Annotated in this window: 16 protein-coding genes; 8 read left to right on the top strand and 8 right to left on the bottom strand. The window is 58.5% G+C overall.

The window, feature by feature from the left end; translation table 11 throughout:
- The first annotated feature begins 309 nt into the window (after positions 1-309).
- The gene (locus QA640_RS32950; RefSeq protein WP_283036984.1) at positions 310-588 is read left to right on the top strand and encodes a DUF3551 domain-containing protein; all 279 of its coding nucleotides are present in this window, start codon (positions 310-312) and stop codon (positions 586-588) included.
- A 223-nt stretch (positions 589-811) separates the two neighbouring features.
- On the opposite strand, the gene QA640_RS32945 is transcribed toward QA640_RS32950, so the two are convergent.
- The 6 genes from QA640_RS32945 to QA640_RS32920 all read right to left on the bottom strand — a co-directional run bounded on the left by QA640_RS32945 (position 812) and on the right by QA640_RS32920 (position 5,484).
- On the bottom strand, positions 812-1,171 hold the full coding sequence (locus QA640_RS32945; protein ID WP_283036983.1) for a hypothetical protein: 360 nt from the start codon (positions 1,169-1,171) through the stop codon (positions 812-814).
- Positions 1,135-1,578, bottom strand: a complete 444-nt coding sequence (locus QA640_RS32940) for an ATP-binding protein (protein WP_283036982.1) — start codon at positions 1,576-1,578, stop codon at positions 1,135-1,137. Before QA640_RS32940 ends, QA640_RS32945 begins: the two co-directional genes overlap by 37 nt.
- A 1,115-nt stretch (positions 1,579-2,693) precedes the next feature.
- Positions 2,694-3,065, bottom strand: coding sequence for a hypothetical protein (locus QA640_RS32935; protein WP_283035315.1), 372 nt, complete (start codon positions 3,063-3,065; stop codon positions 2,694-2,696).
- A gap of 13 nt (positions 3,066-3,078) precedes the next feature.
- Positions 3,079-4,656, bottom strand: coding sequence for an IS66 family transposase (locus QA640_RS32930; protein WP_283042864.1), 1,578 nt, complete (start codon positions 4,654-4,656; stop codon positions 3,079-3,081).
- A 73-nt stretch (positions 4,657-4,729) separates the two neighbouring features.
- Positions 4,730-5,077 (bottom strand): IS66 family insertion sequence element accessory protein TnpB, encoded by a 348-nt coding sequence (gene tnpB / locus QA640_RS32925; protein WP_283035314.1) that lies wholly within the window; start codon positions 5,075-5,077, stop codon positions 4,730-4,732.
- Entirely contained in the window at positions 5,074-5,484 is a 411-nt protein-coding gene (locus QA640_RS32920; RefSeq protein ID WP_349253752.1) for a transposase, read from the bottom strand. The genes tnpB and QA640_RS32920 overlap by 4 nt, the downstream gene beginning before the upstream one ends.
- 1,009 nt (positions 5,485-6,493) lie before the next feature.
- Here QA640_RS32920 and QA640_RS32915 point away from each other — a divergent pair.
- The 4 genes from QA640_RS32915 (at position 6,494) to QA640_RS32895 (ending at position 11,159) form a co-directional block, all read left to right on the top strand.
- A complete protein-coding gene (locus QA640_RS32915) occupies positions 6,494-6,631 on the top strand; it encodes a hypothetical protein (protein ID WP_283036981.1) in 138 nt (45 codons plus the stop codon).
- 167 nt (positions 6,632-6,798) lie between these two features.
- Positions 6,799-6,969: a hypothetical protein gene (locus QA640_RS32910; RefSeq protein WP_283036980.1), complete on the top strand. Its 171-nt coding sequence runs from the start codon at positions 6,799-6,801 to the stop codon at positions 6,967-6,969.
- Positions 6,970-8,079: 1,110 nt separating this feature from the next.
- A complete protein-coding gene (locus tag QA640_RS32900; protein ID WP_283036979.1) occupies positions 8,080-10,029 on the top strand; it encodes a heavy metal translocating P-type ATPase in 1,950 nt (649 codons plus the stop codon).
- Positions 10,030-10,529: 500 nt separating this feature from the next.
- A complete protein-coding gene (locus QA640_RS32895) occupies positions 10,530-11,159 on the top strand; it encodes a response regulator (protein WP_283036978.1) in 630 nt (209 codons plus the stop codon).
- Positions 11,160-11,605: 446 nt separating this feature from the next.
- Here the strand turns inward: QA640_RS32895 and QA640_RS32890 are convergent, their stop codons facing one another.
- On the bottom strand, positions 11,606-13,003 hold the full coding sequence (locus QA640_RS32890) for a helix-turn-helix domain-containing protein (RefSeq protein ID WP_283036977.1): 1,398 nt from the start codon (positions 13,001-13,003) through the stop codon (positions 11,606-11,608).
- Positions 13,004-13,307: 304 nt separating this feature from the next.
- Here QA640_RS32890 and QA640_RS32885 point away from each other — a divergent pair, with 304 nt between their 5' ends.
- From QA640_RS32885 to QA640_RS32875, 3 genes are all read left to right on the top strand, one after another.
- On the top strand, positions 13,308-13,577 hold the full coding sequence (locus tag QA640_RS32885; RefSeq protein ID WP_283036976.1) for a hypothetical protein: 270 nt from the start codon (positions 13,308-13,310) through the stop codon (positions 13,575-13,577).
- A 54-nt stretch (positions 13,578-13,631) separates the two neighbouring features.
- The gene (locus QA640_RS32880; RefSeq protein WP_283036975.1) at positions 13,632-14,267 is read left to right on the top strand and encodes a response regulator; all 636 of its coding nucleotides are present in this window, start codon (positions 13,632-13,634) and stop codon (positions 14,265-14,267) included.
- Positions 14,268-14,360: 93 nt separating this feature from the next.
- Positions 14,361-14,729 (top strand): response regulator, encoded by a 369-nt coding sequence (locus QA640_RS32875; RefSeq protein WP_283036974.1) that lies wholly within the window; start codon positions 14,361-14,363, stop codon positions 14,727-14,729.
- A gap of 16 nt (positions 14,730-14,745) precedes the next feature.
- Here QA640_RS32875 and QA640_RS32870 read toward each other — a convergent pair whose 3' ends face one another.
- Positions 14,746-20,274 (bottom strand): AAA family ATPase, encoded by a 5,529-nt coding sequence (locus QA640_RS32870; protein WP_283036973.1) that lies wholly within the window; start codon positions 20,272-20,274, stop codon positions 14,746-14,748.
- Positions 20,275-20,283: the final 9 nt, after the last annotated feature.

Raw genomic sequence — 20,283 nt, 5'->3', positions numbered from 1 at the left:
TCTGCCTCAATGATCCTTCGGATCGCTTCATCAGTTTCGAGAGCTTCGCTACTGGCGTTCGTACTTCACGTCATCCTTGCCATACTCTTTGCGCGTGCTCTTCGACTTTTTTGCCATTTTTATGCTCCCCAGAGTGATTGCAAAGCCGCGCAACTAAGCACGCCGAAGACGTGAACGGATGCGCAACTGCCCGATTTATTCACGAACGATCCGGGGCGGGAATAAGGCATTCTCTTTCTTCGCCATCGGAGCTACCATTCGGGGGTCATTGTTGCTCGGCTGTGAACGGCGCCCCGCTTCGAGGGTACAATGCGCACGCTCTGCTGGAAGATCCTGCTGGTCCCGACGATCCTGTTGGTCGCGCCAGCCATGGCTCAACGCTACGATCCCAATTACCCGGTTTGCCTCCAGAAGTGGGGGGAGGGCGGCTTCACCGCCATCGACTGTAGCTATACATCATTGGATCAGTGTAGGATGACGGCGTCGGGACGCTCAGCTACGTGCTACGCCAACCCATATTGGCCGCAAGCAAATCAGGCATCGCAGAGGCGCGCCTCTCGCAAGGTCGCGTCTAGTAGGGCACCGTGATGATCTATTTCCGGTCCGAAGATGTGGTCGCGCAGTTTCAGTTGGGATGGGGAATACGCAAACTCTAATATGGCAGTGCCAACCGGCTTGACCGTCGCTCTTGGCGCAACGAAGACATACGGGTCGGCTAGCTCTTTTGGCTTTTAGAAGGGAACCAACGGTTACGGTTTGCCCCCGCACTGGCGACATTCTCGCAAGTCCTCGAGTTTCGATACGGTGTATGCTAGCCGCCCCAACGAGAATAGGGGTAGGACCGATAGTCCTCGTAGCTTGGATAGTATCTAGGGGCGTAGCCATAGAAATAGGCTGGATAGCCGTAGCCATCAGCATAGTAGCCACCGCCGTAGTACGGAGCCGCGATAGCGCCGCCGATCAGAGCGCCGGCCATTGCGCCCGCGGCGAAACCGCGTCCACTATGCCAGCCGCCGTGCCACCCGCCGAAACGCACTTGGACCACGTCGCTCAGCGGCGCCCTCGACTTGGCTCCCGCCGATAAGGGAGCGACTGGGGCACCGATTGCAGGCGCGCCGAGCGACGTCGCGCCAATCACGAGAAGCGCTGCGGGAATTTTGAACTTAGACATAGCAATCCTCCATTTCCAAAAGATGCGCAATTGGGGCACTTTCGGCCCGGCCAGCAGCGATCAACGGAGCCCTTATATAATGGATACAAATTGAGCTGGAGGAGTCCGATCACGACGTGCTCGCAATGTCTGAGTGGATAGGCAAGATGATGGTCAAAGGCGGCACCACAAGGTACGTTCGCGCTCGCCCACAATCGTCCACCATGCGCTTCAATGATAGAACGGCTAATTGATAGCCCCATGCCCAGACCGCCGGGTTTCGTCGTGTAGAAGGCATCGAAGAGTCGATCGAGAGTCGCTGCCTCCAGCCCCGGACCCGAGTCGCGAACCGCAACCAGCACACCGCTGAGTTCTGCCTCCTGCGTTCTAACAAGCAGCTGTCGCGCCCCGTCGCCAAGACCGCTCATAGCCTCGATCGCATCGCCAGGACGGCGCCTCGATTGCCGTCAGCACTCACGCGCCATCCTCGGCAGAAGACGCGGTCCCGATCCTGCCACAAGACTTGGAAGTTCTTATCCTCATCTGCATCGAAGCGAGTAGATGGATTCAACTGCGGGACTCCACCGCCGAACCGGTCGCTGCTCCCGGGCCGAGAAGGTCCTGCGACACTGGTACGGCTAGCCAAAACCAAGCTTGACCGTGGATTCTGCCATATAAGATGTAGTTTGACAATTTATCCTGGCCCATCGGTACGCGGTACCGCGTGCTTATCGGACGCGATCCTGTGCTGTGCAGGACGTCCATCTGCAGCGGCTTCGCATCAACGGATGACTACGCGGCTGACCATGGGCGCTGATCTCCACGTTCGTTCGAATGAGCATTTTTACTTGGCGCATCAGCTGTCCTCCCGTTGAGTTTCGAGACCAGCTTCACGCATTTGTCCCAAGCGTGCGAGTTTAAGGTTGTAAGATTCTGTTAAATTCTGGTGCCGCGATGCGCATTTTGGGTTGGAGGCGCAAATGGAGTCAGTTGGAACCGACGGGGGTTCACAAACCAAGCATATGACGCTGTCGAAAGCGCCATTTTTTACAGGCTACGAAAATCAAACCTGCGCCAATTGCATAGCTGCGCTATCCAAGCTTACATCGATCGGTAATCAAGTCGCATGTCGGCAGTCATCGCCGGTAAGCTTCGCGACCATGCTGGGCCGGCCGAGCCGCGATTGCGCGCCCTCAGCGAACGCGGCGGCATCATCAAGCTGCTGCACAAGAGCCTGGTAAAGGATGGTGACGCGGGCGCCGTCATCTTGGGTGCTCGAAGGCGAACGCCACGCGAACCAGTAATAAGGCCGTCTCATCGCGCGGTCTCAACGACGAGCTCGAGGGTCCAGCCTTCGCCATCATCGATGAGATCGACGGGCGGGTGCGTCACCTGAAACGTCCTGACCTTAACGCAGCCGACGATGGTTCGATTTGTGGAGGCTCAGGCGCTCAAGGATTGCCCTAGCTGTTCGTGGCGGGCCTCACCAGACGTATCCGTCCGGTGAGGACCCGGGGGACCTGACCTTGCGGAGTTCCAGTGTTTAAGGTGGATGGAGCAATCCGTCGGATTTTAGCGTGTCAATCGCTTCGGCGAGGGTCAGGCCGCGATGCCGGCAGAACCATTCTCCGGTGTGACGATGCCACTGGATGTCGAAGCGATTGCGGCTAATCCAGTCGAGACGGGCGAACGGGGCGTCGAACTCTTCGCCGAGATTCTCCGGGAAGCCGGAGCGGTAGCGTTGAATGAAGCGATATTTGGTGCCGTGCCACTTTCCCAGGATATCGACGGGGTAGTTGAACTGCGTTGGCCGGATCGTGGGCAGGAAGCGGGGCTTCAGGAAGTCGTCGATCAGTTGCTGGCAGGCGGCCGCCACCGCCGATTTATCTGCCGCGGACAGACCGCTCGCTCTCATGTGTCCTCTTGGCTCACGCCGCTTCGACATGGCTCGGCACGGGCTTTTGCCAGTTCCAGGGCAGAAGCTCAGCCAGCCTCTGGATAGCATGATCGTTGATGCGCGCCAGCACGTCGGCGAGCCAAGCCTGTGGATCGATGTCGTTGAGCTTGGCGGTGGCGATGAGGGTGTAGATCGCAGCCGCACGCCGGCCGCCCTCATCGGAGCCGGCGAAGGTCCAATTTCTTCTGCCCACGGCGACAGCCCGAAGCTCGCGCTCGGCGGCATTGTTCGACATGCAAAGCCGTCCGTCATCAAGGAAGCGGGTAAATGCGTCCCAGCGGCTGAGGCAGTAATTGATCGCCTTGGTCGTGTCGTTGTTCCTGGAGAGCTTGGCGCGCTGCTCGCGCAACCACGCCTCCAGCTCGACGATTAAGGGACGGCTACGTTCCTGGCGCACACGCAGGCGTTCCTGCGGAGCAAGGCCGTTGATCTCGCGCTCGATGGCGAACAGAACGTCGATGCGCTTGACCGCCTCGGCCGCGATCGGCGCCTTGGTGAGCCGTGCCAGATCAAAGAACTTGCGCCTGCCGTGCGCCCAGCACGCGGCCTCGATGATCGGGCCGCCCTTGCGATTGGCCTCGTAGAGCCTGCCAAAGCCGGCGTAGGCGTCGGCCTGCATCAGTCCGGCATAGCCCGCCAGATGCTGCTCCGGATGCGCACCGCCACGATCCGGCGAGTAGAAGAACACGGCCGCCGGCGGATCTGGGCCGGCAAACGGACGGTCGTCGCGCACGTAGGTCCAGAGCCGGCCGGTGCGGGTCTTGCCCTTGGCCAGGACCGGCACCGTGGTGTCGTCCGCGTGGATGCGTTCGGCCGCAAAGACATGGCTCCGGATCGCATCGACCAGCGGCATCAGGGTTGCAGCGGAGGCGCCCACCCAGTCCGCGAGCGTCGACACGTCGAGGTCGATGCCTTCACGCTGGTAGACGTCGCTCTGACGATGGAGCGGCAGGTGCAGGCCGTACTTGGCGAACAGGACATGGGCCAGCAGCTTGGGCCCTGCACGCCCGCGCGCGATTGCGTGCGAGGGAGCTGGCGGCTGGGTGATCGCTTCGCAGGCCCGGCAGACGAGCTTCTCGCGCACGTGCTGGATCACTTTCCACTGGCGCGGAACGAGCTCCAGCGTCTCGGTCACGTCCTCGCCGATCTTGCGCAACCGGCTGTCGCCGCAGCATGGGCAGGTCGCCGGCACCGGATAGACAATGCGCTCCCGCGGCAGATGCTCCGGCAGCGGCCGGCGGGCTGGCTTGCGGCGCTCGAACGATGGCACCGCAATCTTCTCGGATGCCATTTGCGCCGCGGTCTCAGCTTGCGCCGCGTTCTCCTCGAGGTCGGCGAGCTGTAGCTCGAGCTGGTCCAGCAATGCGCCGCGCTCGGAGGACTGTCCGAACTGCTCGTGCCGGAGCTTCTTGATCGTGAGTTTGAGCTTCTCGATCAGCAAGCTCCCCGCCTGGGCCTCGGCTTCCGCGGCCAACCGGGCCGCTCGTTCGGCGCGCAGCATCGCCTGCAGCGTGGTCACATCGTCGGGAAGAGAATCATCAGCGCCCATCGCCGACCAGAGAATCACAAGACGCGGTCTCTGTCCGAACCGCTGATCGTGCCACCGATTCAAATCCCAGCGATCAGCCCGCCGCCCGCGGTCGCCAGGTCTGTTGCGGCATCCGCCAGTCGATGCCCTCCAGCAGGTAGCCAAGCTGGGCTGGGGTGATTGTCACCACGCCATCAGCCGACGACGGCCACAAGAAGCGACCGCGCTCCAGCCGCTTGGCGTAGAGCGACATCCCAAGCCCATCGTGCCAGAGGATCTTGATCAGCTTGCCGCTCCTGCCACGGAACACATAGAGATCGCCGCCGTGCGGGTCTCGCTTGAAGGCTTCCTGCACCAGCAAGGCCAGCGAGTTCATGCCGCGGCGCATGTCTGTATGGCCGGTCGCAATCCACACCCGGACGCCCGACGGAATGGGGATCACTGCGGCCGTCCATCTGCCAGTGCCGCGACCGCAGCCTTCAGCGTCGCCGCGTCGACCGTGCCCGTGATCCGCATCCGAGCCCCGGCAACAAACTCGATCTCGATCGACCCGCCGCTGTTGGCCGGCGCGACTGGACAAGGCGCCGGCCCTGCTTCCGCGACCACCATCGCCGGTACGAAGCCAGGTCGATGGACCGCATCCTTCGGCTCAGGCCGAAACGACCGTCGCCATCGCAGCAGCAATGAGCGCGAAACACCATACCGCCGCGCTGTTGCCGCGACCTGGCGCGGCGCCTGTAAGCTCTCCAGGACGATCCTGAGCTTCTCATCCTCGGACCAGCGTCGCCGCCGGCCTGTGTCCACTACTTCGAGCCGTTCGACTTGGGCACTGCGCCTATCACTGTCCATAAGGACAGTACTCAACAACACGCCTCATTCGGCAAGGCGGCCTTCACCGGACGGATACCACCAGACGCGGCATCATTGCGCCTTGTGTGCTCGATGGCCCGATCAACCGCGACGCGTTCGAGGCTTATGTCGAGAAAGTCCTCATCCCAGCCGGCGGATTTGCTGCAACTTGGACGGCGAAACGCCGCCTTTGTGAGCGCGTGGACTCATTGAGAAGAAGCCACCACCGTGCTGCTGATGTGAGCCAAATGAACGCCAGATAAAATTGGCCACGAGTTCTTTCGTTTTTCGGACAAAGTGGACACTGACCGGCAGGTAAAATCGGATCGCTCAGACAAAAGTGGCCCATTGCGGAAAGTGGTCGGCTTGAGGGGGGAGCGCCATAAACCTTCGTTTCGGTCCCGTCACGCCTTTAGATGGCCAACGATAACCTACGTTCAATTGAACTGCTGATCGCGATCGTCTTAGGCTGCATGTGTTGGAAAAGCGCACAGGCTCATGAAGTGCACAGCGAAAAAAAGGACCATCGACGAACAGCTGCGATAAAGCCCAAGAGGAGACTACAAATGCCCAACTGCTCCGAAAGTCTTAGATCTGGCAGAACCGCGCGATGCGCAGTTTGTAATGGCAAGTTTGGTCTCGTCCGGCACTACTGTTGGCGGACTCAGCTTTGTTCCAAGAAATGCGTCGATCGCTTCAGAGACCGCAGGGAAAGTGACCGCAATTGGGTGGGCTGGCTCCAGACCGCCGTCAACCAGCTGCCAGAGAACCGTGCGAGGGCTTTGTGATGGTCCAGATCTCACAACGAGGCAAGGCATACTTAGAGACAGCACGGACTTTGCTCCGCGCTGCCCAAACGATGACCGACTCGGCGATTGCGAGTCAGCTTAAGACCCTTGCCGAGGACTACGAGCGGCGAGCTGAGAGAGCGTCCGATGTTGATGCGGCCAAAGCATCCGCTCGATCTGCTGCCAGTGCTCAACGTGAATGGTGTGCATGAGCTTCAGGCATGTTCCTCGAATTCTGTACCATTGAAGCGCTGAACATGCGCCCCGGTTCCAAGGAGCAGGAAGCATTCAATGTCGAGCGTGTGCGCGGCTACCTCCAGCGCAATCTCGGCTGCAAGAAAAAGGAAGTTATCCGCTAGCCCTGCATCCGCGCACGGTGTCCAAGGCCATCAAGATCATCCGGGCGCGACCATAAACGTCTGGCCGACGCCGCCAGTCACGAGCGTTTTATTCCGTCGTTACCGCCTGCAGAGCCTCAAAGTGGACCTGAAATACCACGTCACGATGGAATGATTGCCGGCACCTCATGGCAGTGCTCGTTTGCCACGAACAGATTGTCACCACGTCGGACTTCGCCGACGTCTCGATGCAATCTTGCCTAATGGGCGCGCCGCAGCTCGCCGAGTGGATGAACCCGGCCGAGTGCCTGGCGGCATGGCGCTGCGTGATTGGCAAACAGATGGGCAGGGGAGTTTAGGGTCGAAGGCGGCTTCCCCGGACGCGTTGATTCCGCTTAATCACAATGCCTGCGATTACTGACGGCGACGGTTGGATAGCCACGAAGGGCTGCCTATCGAGCGAGTTCTAGTTTGCGGTGCATGAGTCCGGAGTGTGGCGCATTGCGCCGTCTCGCGGCAGCCGTGCGTTTCAGTCGCGTTCGAACCGAAGCGGAGGTTGAGCAGGATTTATGCGCACACGTCCTGGCTAACGCTTGTGCGCTGACCGGCGTCGGCTCCTCACAGAAGAAACCAAATGCCGGTGCTCGGATTGCGAGGCGAAATGGAGGTCTGTGCGTGTTGAAGCGCCGTGCGGATAACGGTAACAACACAGCCATTCTCCGGGGCTTAGTTTTGGGGGCAACTCGCTCGATCGGACGGGCTGACAGGTACTTCGACGCAACCTTAACAAATCCGACGCCGACGATCAGGCCGGGATTTCCCTTGCGAGTGATCGTCAATCGGACCTCTTGCTGGAGCCGTACCAAGGATGGCAAAGCTCAGGATCGCTGAGCTAACCGGGGATAGATCTGTAAAGGTACGCTTGAACTGCCTGCCAGTCTTCACGGCGATCTTGTCGCGTACGCCGAAATTGTCGCACGAGAAAATGGACAACAAAACAGCGATCCCAGCGAATTAATCGCGCCGATACTCGAGAGATCGCGCCTTTGCGAGGTTACGAAAGTTGAGGTCTATTGCGTTGTATTCCACGGATCGTTTACTCGATGATGGATGGAGCATAGAGGCTATGCCGGCGCTCGCCGGTTTTAGGTGTTGGGTGTAGCACGATCGCGGTGGCTAAATGTTCTTTGCGGCGAATTTCTCAATATTGCGGGATTGAAGCCGCGACTTATAGACTTGTGGCGGGCTCCACCCAACATTGCGGTTTACTTTTGCAGCGTTCCTGTTCACCCGCGTCGAGGAGAGCGATGATGAGGTATGCACTTCGGTCCGAAGGCCATGGACCGATACCTCACGGCAATATGGGCCATATGAGGCCCGTTGCGCACCATCGCATGCATATGGGTTATGGGCTCGGAAACGGCCATACGGCAATGGTTGCAGAGTTCCGGGATCGATTTTGGATCTCAATGATCCTGACCGTTCCGATCCTCGCTTTGTCGCCGCTTGTGCAGGACTTGCTCGGCCTGCGCGAGCGCCTTGCCTTTAGGGGAGAGTCTTACGTCCTCTTCGGCGTTTCTGCTGTGGTCTATCTCTACTGCGGCTGGCCGTTTCTCAAGGGGATCCACGACGAATTTACCGCGCGCCGGCCCGGTATGATGACGCTAATTGCGGTCGCCATTTCGACTGCCTTTTTCTATTCGAGCGCGGTGGTCTTCGGTCTCCCTGGAACGGTGTTCTTCTGGGAGCTAGCGACGCTGGTCGATGTCATGCTCCTTGGACACTGGCTTGAAATGAAATCCGTCTTGGGAGCCTCACACGCTTTGGAGGCGCTCGTTCAACTACTCCCGGCGACCGCGCACCGGCTCAAATCCAATGATGACGCCGAAGATGTCCCAATCGCCGAATTGAGGCCCGGCGACCGCGTTTTGGTTAAGCCTGGCGAGAGGGTGCCGATCGATGGCGTAATCAGCAAGGGCTACTCTAGCTTCAACCAATCGATGCTGACCGGAGAGTCGCGGCCTGTCGAGAAAACGGAGGGCCAAGAGGCTGTCGGGGGGGCGGTGAACGGTGAGGGTACTGTGACCGTTGTTGTGCGCAAGACCGGCGATCAGACATATCTAGCCCAGGTCATCGCGCTAGTCCAACGGGCACAGGAGACACGCTCGCGAACTCAGGACTTGGCCAATCGCGCCGCCTTGTGGCTGACCTACATTGCTCTATCCGTGGGCGGCGCAACCCTCGTGGCGTGGCTCGGCTTTGGCTTCGGCTTTGACTACGCGATCGAGCGGATGGCAACCGTCATGGTCATCGCCTGTCCGCACGCGCTCGGTCTCGCGGTGCCTCTGGTCGTTGCAGTAAGTACGCGGCTTACTGCGCAAAGCGGCCTTCTTATCCGCGACCGCGCAGCCTTCGAACGCGCCCACAATCTGGGCGCCGTGTTGTTCGACAAAACCGGAACCTTGACGGAAGGCCGGTTTGGCATCGTCGGAGTCGTCACACTATCGGATTTGTCCGAGAGCGAGATACTCGCGTGGGCCGCAGGGCTTGAAAGTCAATCGGAGCATCCGATTGCCCAGGGCGTCATACGGGGCGCTAAGGAACGCAGCGTCACGTCGAAGCAGGTCCAGGATTTCAAAAACATGCCAGGCCAAGGTGCTGAGGCGGTGATAGAAGGACATAGCGTCAGAGTCGTGAGCCCTGACTATGTCCGCAAGCGAGGGCTGGATCTGCGAAACGGGCGTATCGCGGCGTTGGGCGACGAAGGCAATACCGTCGTGTACCTGCTGATCGATGACAAGCCCGTCGGCGCGATCGCGCTTGCCGACGTCATTCGCAAAGAGTCCTTCGATGCGATCGCACGCCTCAAAGCTTTGCGTATCCGCTGCATAATGATCACAGGCGACGCCATGGCGGTAGCCAAGTCGGTCGCCGCTCGTCTTGGCCTTGACGACTACTTCGCTGAAGTATTGCCGCACCAAAAACTTGAGAAAGTCCGCGAGGTGAAGGCGCGTGGCGTGACCGTTGCAATGGTCGGCGACGGTGTCAACGATTCACCCGCCTTGGTCGAGTCCGATCTCGGCATTGCGATTGGCGCCGGAACCGAAGTCGCGGTTGAGTCAGCCGATGTCGTGCTGGTGCGCAGCGATCCCCGCGACGTCTTCGCCATCGTGGCGCTTTCGCGCGCGACTTACAGAAAGATAGTTCAGAATCTTCTGTGGGCGACGGGCTACAATATTGTCGCGATTCCGCTGGCCGCCGGCGTGGCCTATCCGTGGGGGATCGTCATAAGTCCAGCCGTCGGCGCCGCCCTCATGTCGGCAAGCACGATTATCGTCGCCATCAACGCGCAATTGCTCGCGCGCTCGCGAATCTTGGTTGCGAGCACCGGGAGCACTGCGACTCAACCGCGAAAGTAGCTGTTTGGAGACAGGCGGCAGGCAAACGAGCTTCTGGCCTGTGGCCTCGATCGCCTGATGCCGCACGCCGGCAACTTTTGTGTGGAGCTGATCAGGATCGGCTGAGGTGCCGCAGCCGACAATGTTGCTTGGGGTGGTTCCCTCGTAGCTCGGACTAGGCTAGAACCCCTTTTTGTTGCGCCGCAACAAGCGGTATGCTTTGACGGCGCTCGTACTGCTGACCGGTCAAACGACCGATGGGAGGCGCTAGCAATGCTGGGCAGGGACGGCGTCCACCAGAGAATAGGGCCCGGCTCGTTGAACAAGAATTGCGGGCGACGATCGACCGGATTTTGGCATTGGTTGTTCGCCATCGTGGGCAAGAGACATTTCGTAGATCGAATTTGGCGCAACTCTACCGGACCATCACAACAAAGCTGTAATGAGTGCTGGATCGAGAGCATCTGTCGACAAAGCGAAGATGCATGGCGGACGCATCTCGTCGGATCGGGTGGCTAGCTATGAGTGAGAGGACCGAAAAGCAAATTGTGCTCGTGGTTGATGATGACCCGTTTGTGCGAAAGGCATTAATCTACTTGTTCGAATCAATGGAGCTGCCCGTGAAAGCGTTCACCACGGCTTCCGAATTGCTCGAGAGCAAACTCCCGGACGTGCCAAGTTGTCTGGTTCTCGACATCAGATTGCCAGGAGGCAGCGGCCTCGAGTTTCAGGAAGCATTGGCGAAAGCTGGTATTCAAATTCCTATCGTGTTTTTGACGGGGCACGGCGACATTCCCATGTCCGTAAAGGCGATGAAGGCCGGCGCGGTCGATTTCCTGACGAAACCGTTCCGCGATCAAGACATGTTGGATGCTGTGACAAAGGCGCTCAATCAGGATCGCAGGAGACGGGCAGGTGAAAAGGCGCTATCCGATTTGCGGCAGCGGTTTGAGACGTTAACCCAGCGCGAGCGGGAGGTTATGGCACTGGCCGCTTCTGGTTTGAGAAACAAGCAAATCGCCTATCAGCTCGAGGTCGAAGAGATCACTGTGAAAATTCATCGGGGAAGAGCGATGAAAAAGATGGAGGCGCGATCTCTCGCCGATTTGGTGAGCATGGCGGAAACACTTGGAATCAGGCGAGCCGACTAGCAAGAAGCAAATCGAAGCGATCTCTGCTCGCTACGTGTCATGCTGTACCAAATGACGGACCGACAGTCGTTGATTTTACGGCTTTCGATCCCATCGAGTGGGTGCTCGCGAAAAAGACGGTCACGCCAATCGAACGCCTGGAGAATGTTCCAAGATCGCGGCCTTCGATGCAAGCGATCTCGGCACTTACACCATCGGTTCGTCGTCAAGAACGTCTTTGTGTTTTGGCTCATTCAAGCTGTCCAACACTAAAAGGGCAACTGAAGATTGAGCGAAGGCGCCTTGCGGTCGTGCGATCGAGCTGTGATTGTTGGTTGAGCGCGCCGGTGCGTTATCTGCCATATAAGGACGCGCGCACAAGTGCAAAACCTTCACGCTTGATTCGGCGATACGGGCCTCACTTGAGCAAGATACGACAGTTTCGGGGCCGCCGGATGCGACCTAGCCTAGCGTTGCGACCACCGAAATTCTCGAGGCGTGGTGCCGACCATGTAACGAAAATGACGCGCCAAATGGCTTTGGTCAGAAAAGCCGGCCTCATACGCAATTTCCGATAACGACAGATCCGTCTGAGCCAACATCTCCTGGGCTCGTTCGACCCGCTTTTTCGTGAGGTAGTGATGCGGGGTGACGCCGGCAGATTGCTTGAATTGCCGCGCAAAATGGTGCATCGATAATCCGGCCACTGCAGCCAGCATCGCCAGATCTATATTTTCGCTCAGATGCATTTCCACGTATTCCCGCACCCGACGCATCGCGCTCGCCGACAGTCCGCCGTGTGCTTGCGGCGCTGCTGGCGGCGGCAACTTCAGAAGGGTGTCAATCGAGTCCAGGCGCGGGCGTGTATGCAGAGTGGCGTGCGTCGGATCACTCGAGGCGCTCGCGCTGTGATCGGGTGGAGTTACAAGCGCGGGGCGGCTCTCGTTGCTCGCGGCGAGCACCAATCGCGTAAAGATATCAGTTTGGTCTTTGCGCCGAAAGAGAGCGAGGTCTCGTTCGAAGATCGTCCACAAGCTGACTCCGGCTCGCAGCCCGCGGTCATCGAGCAGAAGGGACCTGCGCGCGACCCGGTTTGCGCCAACGATGCGTTGGTCGCAGTCAGCCGCCAGCAGCATGCCTGGAACGCAGCCCTCGGGCGGCGCTACCGCGATGATCCACTCTCGGCGGAACTGCTCTCGAAAAAATCGTTCTTCTATGGAGCGCGCGGATCTCACTGTAAGGGCGCCGGTTAGCGCGTGCGCCCGTTCTGAGAGCTCGGGATCGATCGCAGATACGTCCAAGACCGCTATCAGCCTTCCGTCGACGCCGAACACTGGCGCGCCGGAGCAGCTCAAGTTTATGTGCCGCGATCTGAAATGCTGACCTCTGTGGACCGTAACAGGCCGCTCTTCGACAATACAGGTGCCAATGCCGTTTGTTCCCTCCACCTCCTCGGACCAGACGCCGCCGAGCCAAGTTCCCCAATATTCGAAACGGCTCGCGTGCGCCTCATCACCGCGATGTTCGACCGCCACGCCCGAGCTATTGCAGAATAGGACGGTATACCCGGCGTCCCGAACCACTTTGTATAATTGATCGATTTCCTCCTGAGCGCCGGAAATGAGTTTATCCAGCGGTTCGCGAAAGGCTTTCAGCTCGCCAGGCGTGAGGATGCGTGGTGCCTTGCTATCAATTGGATCGACGCCGTATTTGTTCGCTGATCTTTGCCAGGAGCGTGATACCCCCTCGATCCCCAGTGGTGGCGGCGCGCCCTCGGCAACAGAATAAACGTGTTCCACGTGCCCCGCGATGGTGCCGAGGGAGCTTGCGGATCGGTCCAAGAGTGCCAAGACGCTTTGGTTCATGATGGAACCGCTTCTGGTGATCGCGCGGTGACGACGCGACCGGCGCCACCTTGGTCTCGAGCCAACGCGGTACGCCCTATGAAGCTTTTGTCGCAGCCGCCGAAAGGTATCCCTCGCGAGTATACCTCGCAATCCCCTGCGTCAGTACAAGCCAAAGCCTAAAATCGCTCTCAAAAAAGCAAAAGGCTCCTCGCGGGATCAAATCCCTCCCAGAGAGGCTCGAGCATTCGTGGGATGCTAGCGCCATAAGACAGGCTTTGTGCCTGCGTGCTCCACTCCGCATAGACAAAAGAGGGACCGTACGATGGCCAACCGCCCGCAGCCGGGCACTACGCCCCACGATACCGAAAAAGTGCCAGATTTTGATTTCGCGTCCGGCCGCGTTGGTAGCGTCGGCGACTGGACAGCCAGTATCACGAAACTACCGGAGGCCCCTTTTCGGGAAATTCACACGGTTCGTGACCGTGCGAAAGCCGCGAAGGTATCGTCGGTTCTTCGCATTCAAATTCGGGGTTTGGTCGGCGCGAACATCATCGGGATCTTTATCTGGAAGTTGGAACGCCACGTCCCTTAACGCCAATAAGATCAGACCGTCACGGTTGTATCCCTCGAGACGGAGGAACGCGTCATGGCAATAAAAGAGAGGACGGAAAGCCAAATGGTGCTCGTGGTTGATGACGACCCGTCCGTGCGAAAGGCATTGACCTATTTGTTTGAATCCATGGAGCTACCGGTGAAAGCGTTCACCATGGCTTCAGAATTGCTGGATGGCAAACTCCCGGACGTGCCAAGGTGTCTGGTCCTCGACATCAGATTGCCGGGGGGCAGTGGCCTCGATTGTCAGGAAGCATTGGCTAAAACTGGTATTCAGATTCCAATCGTTTTTCTGACGGCGTACGGCGACATTCCCATGTCTGTGAAAGCGATGAAAGCCGGAGCGGTCGATTTTTTGACGAAGCCATTCCGCGATCAAGACATGTTGGATGCTGTGACAAGGGCGCTCAATCAGGACCGCAAGAGACGGGCAGGTGAAAAAAAGCGATGCGATTTACGGCAGCGGTTTGAGACGTTAACCCCACGCGAGCGGGAGGTGATGGCACTGGTTGCTTCTGGTCTGCGCAACAAGCAAATCGCCTATCAGCTCCAGGTCGAAGAGATTACTGTGAAAATTCATCGGGGAAGAGCAATGAAAAGGATGGAGGCGCGATCTCTCGCTGATTTAGTGTGTATGGCAGAGATGCTGGGAATCAGGCGAACCGCCTAGCAAAAAGCAAACCTAAGTATGATATTCAGCCCTATCGCGCCAGATAGACTGACCTAAGGGGACGGTTCGAGTTTTCCTGCGGAGGGCGAATGTTTGACGAGAGCTCCAACGATCGCGATCATCGATGACGATGAAGATATTCGCACCGGCTTGCACTTTTTGGTCGCCTCGCTCGGGTACAATTCATACACGTTTGGCTCGGCCGCAGACTTCCTTCAATCCGAGCACCTGCACAATGCTTCTTGTGTAATTTCGGACGTTCGTATGCCATTCATGAGTGGGGTTCAGCTCCAAACTCATCTGCGCAGCAGGGGCTACAAAGTACCCTTCATATTCATTACGGCTGTCCCGGAGGAAAGTATTCGACGTCAAGCACTCAGCGAGGGCGCCGTCGGCTTTTTGAGTAAACCCTTAGACGACCAAGCCTTGATCGCCTGCCTAGACAAGGCTTTACAGTCCTAGGCATCGCGTCGCCCGGCTAAGAGAATGCCGGCAACGTGAAATGAAAAGCGGCCCCATGAGGCGCGATGTTGGTTGCCCACAATCGTCCGTGATGCGCTTCGATGATGGAACGACAGATCGACAGCCCCATCCCTAGACCGCCCGCCTTTGTGGTGTAAAAGGCGTTGAAAAGGTGCTCAAGTGTTCCCGGCGTTAGCCCGGGACCCGAATCGCGCACTTCGACGAGCAGGCTGAAAGGCTCCGCCGTCCTTGTGCTGATGAGCAACACTCGCTCTCTGTCACTCGTGACGCTCATAGCTTCCACCGCATTGATAGCAAGATTGAGGATTACCTGTTGTAGTTGGACCCGATCACCTTCAACAAGCGGCAGGTTCTCTGCGAGATCTAACTGCACGGAAGTGCCATTCCTCATCGCTTCGCCACGGATGAGCTCAATGACCTCGAGAATCGTCTTATTGATCTCCAGGCGCTCGTTCCGGTCAGGTGCCTTCTTGATGAGAGCGCGGATCCGGTCAACGACATCGCCCGTTCGGTGGCCCGTCTCTACAATGGTCTCAAGCGTCTCGCGTACCTTGCCCAACTTGGGTGGTCGACGAGCTAGGAAGCGGAGAGCAGCTTGGGCGCTGGCGACGGCGGCGCTGATTGGCTGCTTTACTTCATGCGCAATGGAGGCGGTGAGCTGACCCATGGTGGCAACGCGGTTGGCATGCGCCAGCTCCATTTGCACTTCGCGGAATCGCTGCTCGTTCGCACGTGCTTCTACCTCGGCGAGCTTGCGCTCAGTGAGATCGAGTACAAAGGTCACCCCCTCGTCTCGCGTTTCGTCAAATGCCGCAGCACCGATCAAGACGGGTAGGCGGCCGCCGTCCTTGCGTAAATACTCCATTTCAAAAGCCTGAGCTGCCCCCGTTGCATCTATCTCCTCTAGCGCGCGGGCGGTAGTGTCGAGCCATTGGGGCGGCGTAAGGTCGGTCCAGTGCAAACGCCCGGCGGCGAGATCCTCGCGGTCATAGCCCACCATCTTGAGAAACGCGTCATTGGCTTCCACGATGCGCCCGTCCCGCCTTGAGATGAAGATCCCAATGATGTTGGCGTCGACAAGGCGCCGGATCTTGGCTTCGCGTTGGGCGAGGTCGCGGTACAGGCTGGTGTTCTCAAGCGAGATTGCGGCCTGCGACGCGAGTAGTTTCAGAACCGCAATCCGGGCTGGCACAAAGACATGCGAGCTCAAGCTGTTCTCGAGGTAAAGCACTCCGATGAGTTTGGCCTGGTTCAACAACGGCAGGCAGAGGATCGAACGCGCCCGGTTCTGCCTGACGTAGAGATCCGCCGAAAACGAGTCCTCCGCCAAGGCATCGTCGAGAATAACGCTCTCCTGTGTGCGCAGGACGAATCGCAAAACCGATTCCGGCATCACGGCCGCGGTCACCGGCTGATCGCACAGCTGCACAACGATCGCGCTGCCATCGGTCGTGGCTTCGGCCGCGATATGCTGGTCAGCCGCGCGCGAAAGAATCAAGAGGCCACGCTCCGCGCCGGCATGCTGGATCGCGGTACGCATGACGGTGTCGAGCAGTTTTTCCAAGATGATCTCGCTGGTCACTACTTGCGACACATTGATGACCGTTGTGAGATCCAGATGCTCGACGGGCGCCCCTATGGTCCTCGTCGGACCGGAGGCTAGCTCTGAGTGCCTGAGCTGTGGATGCAGCTGATCGAGCTGTCGCACTTTCCCGTCGGCGCCCCAGAACAGATAGCAGGAACGGGCGTCCCGCAAATAGGTGTGTGCGATCTTGTCGAAACCACGTGCGATGTAGAAGCGCCCAGCGAGCTCGTTGGCAAGCGCCTCATTGTGAATAAAACCGTTTAGGTGGGCCGAGTGGATGGCCTTTTCATAAAGGCGCATCGCATCAAGATCGCGGCCCTCGATGCGCGCGATCTCTGCTCCGACCAGCACGGCGCGGTTTTCGAAATTCTCCGGGCAATTCTCCGCCCATACTTCGAGTTGGCGGTGATGAGCGCTCAGAGCGTCAAAATGGTCTCGTTGGTCGTCGGGTAATGCCGAATTCCATGACGCTGCGTGGGAGAGAGCGCCATAGAAGCATAACTCTGCCGTTTCGAATTGTGACGGTGATGTCCAGAGCTGCCGTTGCGCACGCAACGCGGCATCGACGGCGGAAGCATAGTCTCCAGCAAAAAAGCGGGCCTGTAACTTTCGGACCCAATACCAACACTCAAGTTCCGCCAAAGCCGGTTTACTTTCCAGATAGCGCTCGAACCAAAGCTCATCGAACTGATCATCGTTGAACGATCCAAATGCAAAAGTGAGGCCGCGAAGGCTCCGGATAAGACCGAGCTGCGCTTTGATGTGGTCAACGACGAGGCCAAACCGAATTTTCTGTGCGAACTCTAGGCTATCCTCAGCCTCCCGCTGCGCCTCCACCAGCGGATCTCCTGCGGCCAATAGATTCTTGATCAGGTGGTCACAGCAAAAACCCGCGTAGGTAACGTCACCGATTTCGCTTGCGGCATCGAAGGCACGGCGCACCAGATCGCGGCCCGCTCGGACATGTCTTGTCCATGGCAAGACGATATCTCCGAAAGACATGTAGGTTCGTGCCTGAAAGCGCTTCAGTCCGCGCTTTTCGACTAGGTCATAGCCGAGTTGGCCGAAGCGAAACCCGTCTTTGTAGTTGCCGAAGCGGGGCCCAGCAATGATCGCAAGCCATACATAGGCGTAGCACGAACCGTCACTGTTGCCATGCTCGAGGCTAAGGTTGACCATGCGACAGATGACAAGTGAACACAAGTTCTCGTCACAGAACAATGCCGGCGTCAGGACCTCGGCTAGAACATCGAGGACGTCGAGGACGCCCGGATCGGTCATCAAGGGTAAGTCAAAGAGGTCCTCGATCTGCTGGCTTTCAATGTGGGACCAGATGCGATCGTATTCGTCCTGTACTTCGTTGACGGTAGGGTGCGGCGACCAATTCGTGCCGCGGCTTTGCAGGAATTCAAGGCATATCTCCACCCCGCGATCGCTCCGATCCAAAGCGGTGTAAACCCTGAGCCGTAAGCGTGCAACGATCGCAATGTGGTGCTGGTTCCTTGCTCGTTGCGCCAACATAGAAAGTCGATCTTCGGCTGCCACCGTTTGGGCCGTCAGTAGTTCGCACTCGGCCATAAGATATTCGATAGCGAAGATGAGTTCGTAGTTGTGATCCCAGCTCTCCTCGGTCAGCAATGCCCGGCCGGCTGCGAGGTACGAAAGTGCCGAGGCGTATGCGGTAGACAGCTTCGCGCGCCTGCCCGCAATGAGGTTCAATTCTGCGACCCGGGCACACTCCCTCACTGATTCTATGAGACAAGAGCCACGGTTGAGCTGGTTTACGATCTCGAAGATCTTCTCTTCGATCTCTGCTGGTGCAACCCGTGATGCGAGGATGCGGCCGATTCGAAGGTGAGCAGCGGCACGCCCGCCTTCTGGTATCAGTGAATAGGCGCCTTCCTGAACGCGGTCATGCAGGAATCGATACGCATTGTCCAAGTGGACGACGAGCCCGGTTCGGATCGCCTCCCGCAGGGCGCCGTGGATGTCCTGCTGCGAATCCTGATAAACTGTCGCCAGCAGGTCGAAATCCGCGCTATTGCCCATACAGGCCAGCTGTTGCAGTGCTTTCTGAGTTCTGATGGGCAGGCGGTTCAACTTCGCCACCATGAGATCCACCACATTATCGGTGTAGCCCTTGGCGCGAATGCGATTGACGTCCCACGACCACCGTTCACTTGCACGATCGAAGGTGAGCAGTCCCTCTTCGTTGAGCGACAAAATGAACTGAATTGCGAAAAATGGATTGCCACCGGTTCTCTCATGGATCAATTCGGCCAGCGGTTTGACACGCCCCGGTTCGCATTGAAGCGTATCATCGATCAGCCGTTCCAAGTCGTCACGGGTGAGGGATGCAAGGACGATCTCCTGCACGGTTGCTCCAGCCTGACGGATCGCTTCCAGCTTGCGCGTCAGGGGATGCGTAGAATCAACTTCATTGTCCCGGTACGCCCCAATCAGCAGCAGGTGCCGCACATCCGGCTGGGTCAGGATATCATCAAGCAAGTCAAGGGTTGCCGGGTCCAGCCACTGCAGATCGTCGAGGAACAAGGCGAGCGGATGTTCCGGTCGTGCGAACACGCCGATGAATCGCCGGAACACCAGCTGGAAGCGGCGTTGCGCATCCTGGGATGGAAGATCAGGAACCGGCGGCTGTTCTCCGATGATGAGCGTTAATTCAGGGACGAGGTCGACAATGAGCAGTGCATTTGGACCAAGTGCCTCTTGAATGGCATCGCGCCAGACGCGCAGCTCTTGTTCCCTCTTGCTCAGAAGCGGACGAACAAGGCTCCGAAACGCTTGCGCCAAAGTGGCATAAGGAATGTCGCGCTTGTATTGGTCGAACTTGCCGGAGGCAAAAAGGCCGCTCGCCGGCACCAGCGCTTTGTGCAGCTCATTGACGACGGAGGACTTGCCGCTACCGGAATATCCCGAAACAAGCACTAACTCTGTCCTGCCGCCAGCCACAACGCGGTCGAAGGAGGCGAGCAAGGTCTCGATTTCGGATGCTCGACCGTAAAGTTTCTCGGGAATCAGTAGTCGGTCCGACGCGTCGTGCTCGCCAAGCGGAAACTCGTCGATGTGGCACCGACTTTCCCATTCTGAAAGACAGCGCCGCAGATCACTCTCAACGCCAGCTGCCGTCTGGTAGCGCTCCTCGGCAGTCTTGGCGAGCAGCTTCATGATGATTGCGGAGACGGCAGGCGAGACATTCTTCACCCGATCGCTTGGCGGTACCGGCTTTCTGGCAACATGGGAATGAACCCACTCCATAGGATCGGAAGCTGTGAACGGAAGATTGCCGGTCAGCATTTGGTAGAGCGTGACTCCGAATGAGTAGAGGTCACTCCTGGAGTCGATCGAGTGGTTCATCCGCCCCGTCTGTTCTGGAGCCATGTAGGGAAGGGTCCCGGCGATGAACTCGGGCGGATCAGGTGATTGGCGCTCACGCGGTAGGCGCGCGGCGATGCCAAAGCCTGTCAGCCAGGCTTGCCCAGTCGTGGAGTTTACAAGGACATTGGTCGGCTTGATGTCCTTGTGAACGAGACCCCGCTCGTGTAACCGGCCGAGCGCAGCCGATAAGCCGACCGCGAAGCGGAGGAATGGTCCGATCTCCATGGGCGAGCCGATAAAGTGGTCAAGTGGCTCGCCCCCTGGGTCCTTGAGCAGGAGTATGGTCTGCCCGCGCTCGCGGACGAGCTCCAACGGTCGGGCCGCCCATGCATCATCCAAGTCGTCCTTAACTTCATATTCATGTAGGAGACGATTGAGGCTTCCAGACGTCGGGGGCTCCGCGACCGGAAGCACCATCAGAACAGATGGCTTATCGCCATTGGCAGAGAGGCGCCATCTTCTGCGGACGAGGCGTTCGGCGTCCTCCCACAACACCTCAGAACCAATATCGTCATCACCGCTGAACCAGGAAAATCGGTTCATCTGCCGACT

Source organism: Bradyrhizobium sp. CB82 (assembly GCF_029714405.1).
In the GTDB taxonomy this organism is placed as follows: Bacteria; Pseudomonadota; Alphaproteobacteria; order Rhizobiales; family Xanthobacteraceae; genus Bradyrhizobium.
The sequence above is the reverse complement of the archived record's forward strand: the minus strand, read 5'-3'. Positions and strand labels throughout refer to the sequence as shown.

What these genes read in the sequence shown, in the direction of transcription:
- QA640_RS32895 (WP_283036978.1), top strand. Translation starts at nt 10,530, where the DNA reads ATGAGTGAGAGGACCGAAAAGCAAATTGTGCTCGTGGTTGATGATGAC.
- QA640_RS32910 (WP_283036980.1), top strand. Translation starts at nt 6,799, where the DNA reads ATGGCAGTGCTCGTTTGCCACGAACAGATTGTCACCACGTCGGACTTC.
- QA640_RS32930 (WP_283042864.1), bottom strand. Translation starts at nt 4,656, where the DNA reads ATGGGCGCTGATGATTCTCTTCCCGACGATGTGACCACGCTGCAGGCG.
- QA640_RS32950 (WP_283036984.1), top strand. Translation starts at nt 310, where the DNA reads ATGCGCACGCTCTGCTGGAAGATCCTGCTGGTCCCGACGATCCTGTTG.
- QA640_RS32915 (WP_283036981.1), top strand. Translation starts at nt 6,494, where the DNA reads ATGTTCCTCGAATTCTGTACCATTGAAGCGCTGAACATGCGCCCCGGT.
- QA640_RS32940 (WP_283036982.1), bottom strand. Translation starts at nt 1,578, where the DNA reads ATGAGCGGTCTTGGCGACGGGGCGCGACAGCTGCTTGTTAGAACGCAG.
- QA640_RS32935 (WP_283035315.1), bottom strand. Translation starts at nt 3,065, where the DNA reads ATGAGAGCGAGCGGTCTGTCCGCGGCAGATAAATCGGCGGTGGCGGCC.
- QA640_RS32900 (WP_283036979.1), top strand. Translation starts at nt 8,080, where the DNA reads ATGATCCTGACCGTTCCGATCCTCGCTTTGTCGCCGCTTGTGCAGGAC.
- QA640_RS32945 (WP_283036983.1), bottom strand. Translation starts at nt 1,171, where the DNA reads ATGTCTAAGTTCAAAATTCCCGCAGCGCTTCTCGTGATTGGCGCGACG.
- QA640_RS32870 (WP_283036973.1), bottom strand. Translation starts at nt 20,274, where the DNA reads ATGAACCGATTTTCCTGGTTCAGCGGTGATGACGATATTGGTTCTGAG.
- QA640_RS32880 (WP_283036975.1), top strand. Translation starts at nt 13,632, where the DNA reads ATGGCAATAAAAGAGAGGACGGAAAGCCAAATGGTGCTCGTGGTTGAT.
- QA640_RS32885 (WP_283036976.1), top strand. Translation starts at nt 13,308, where the DNA reads ATGGCCAACCGCCCGCAGCCGGGCACTACGCCCCACGATACCGAAAAA.
- QA640_RS32890 (WP_283036977.1), bottom strand. Translation starts at nt 13,003, where the DNA reads ATGAACCAAAGCGTCTTGGCACTCTTGGACCGATCCGCAAGCTCCCTC.
- QA640_RS32920 (WP_349253752.1), bottom strand. Translation starts at nt 5,484, where the DNA reads ATGGACAGTGATAGGCGCAGTGCCCAAGTCGAACGGCTCGAAGTAGTG.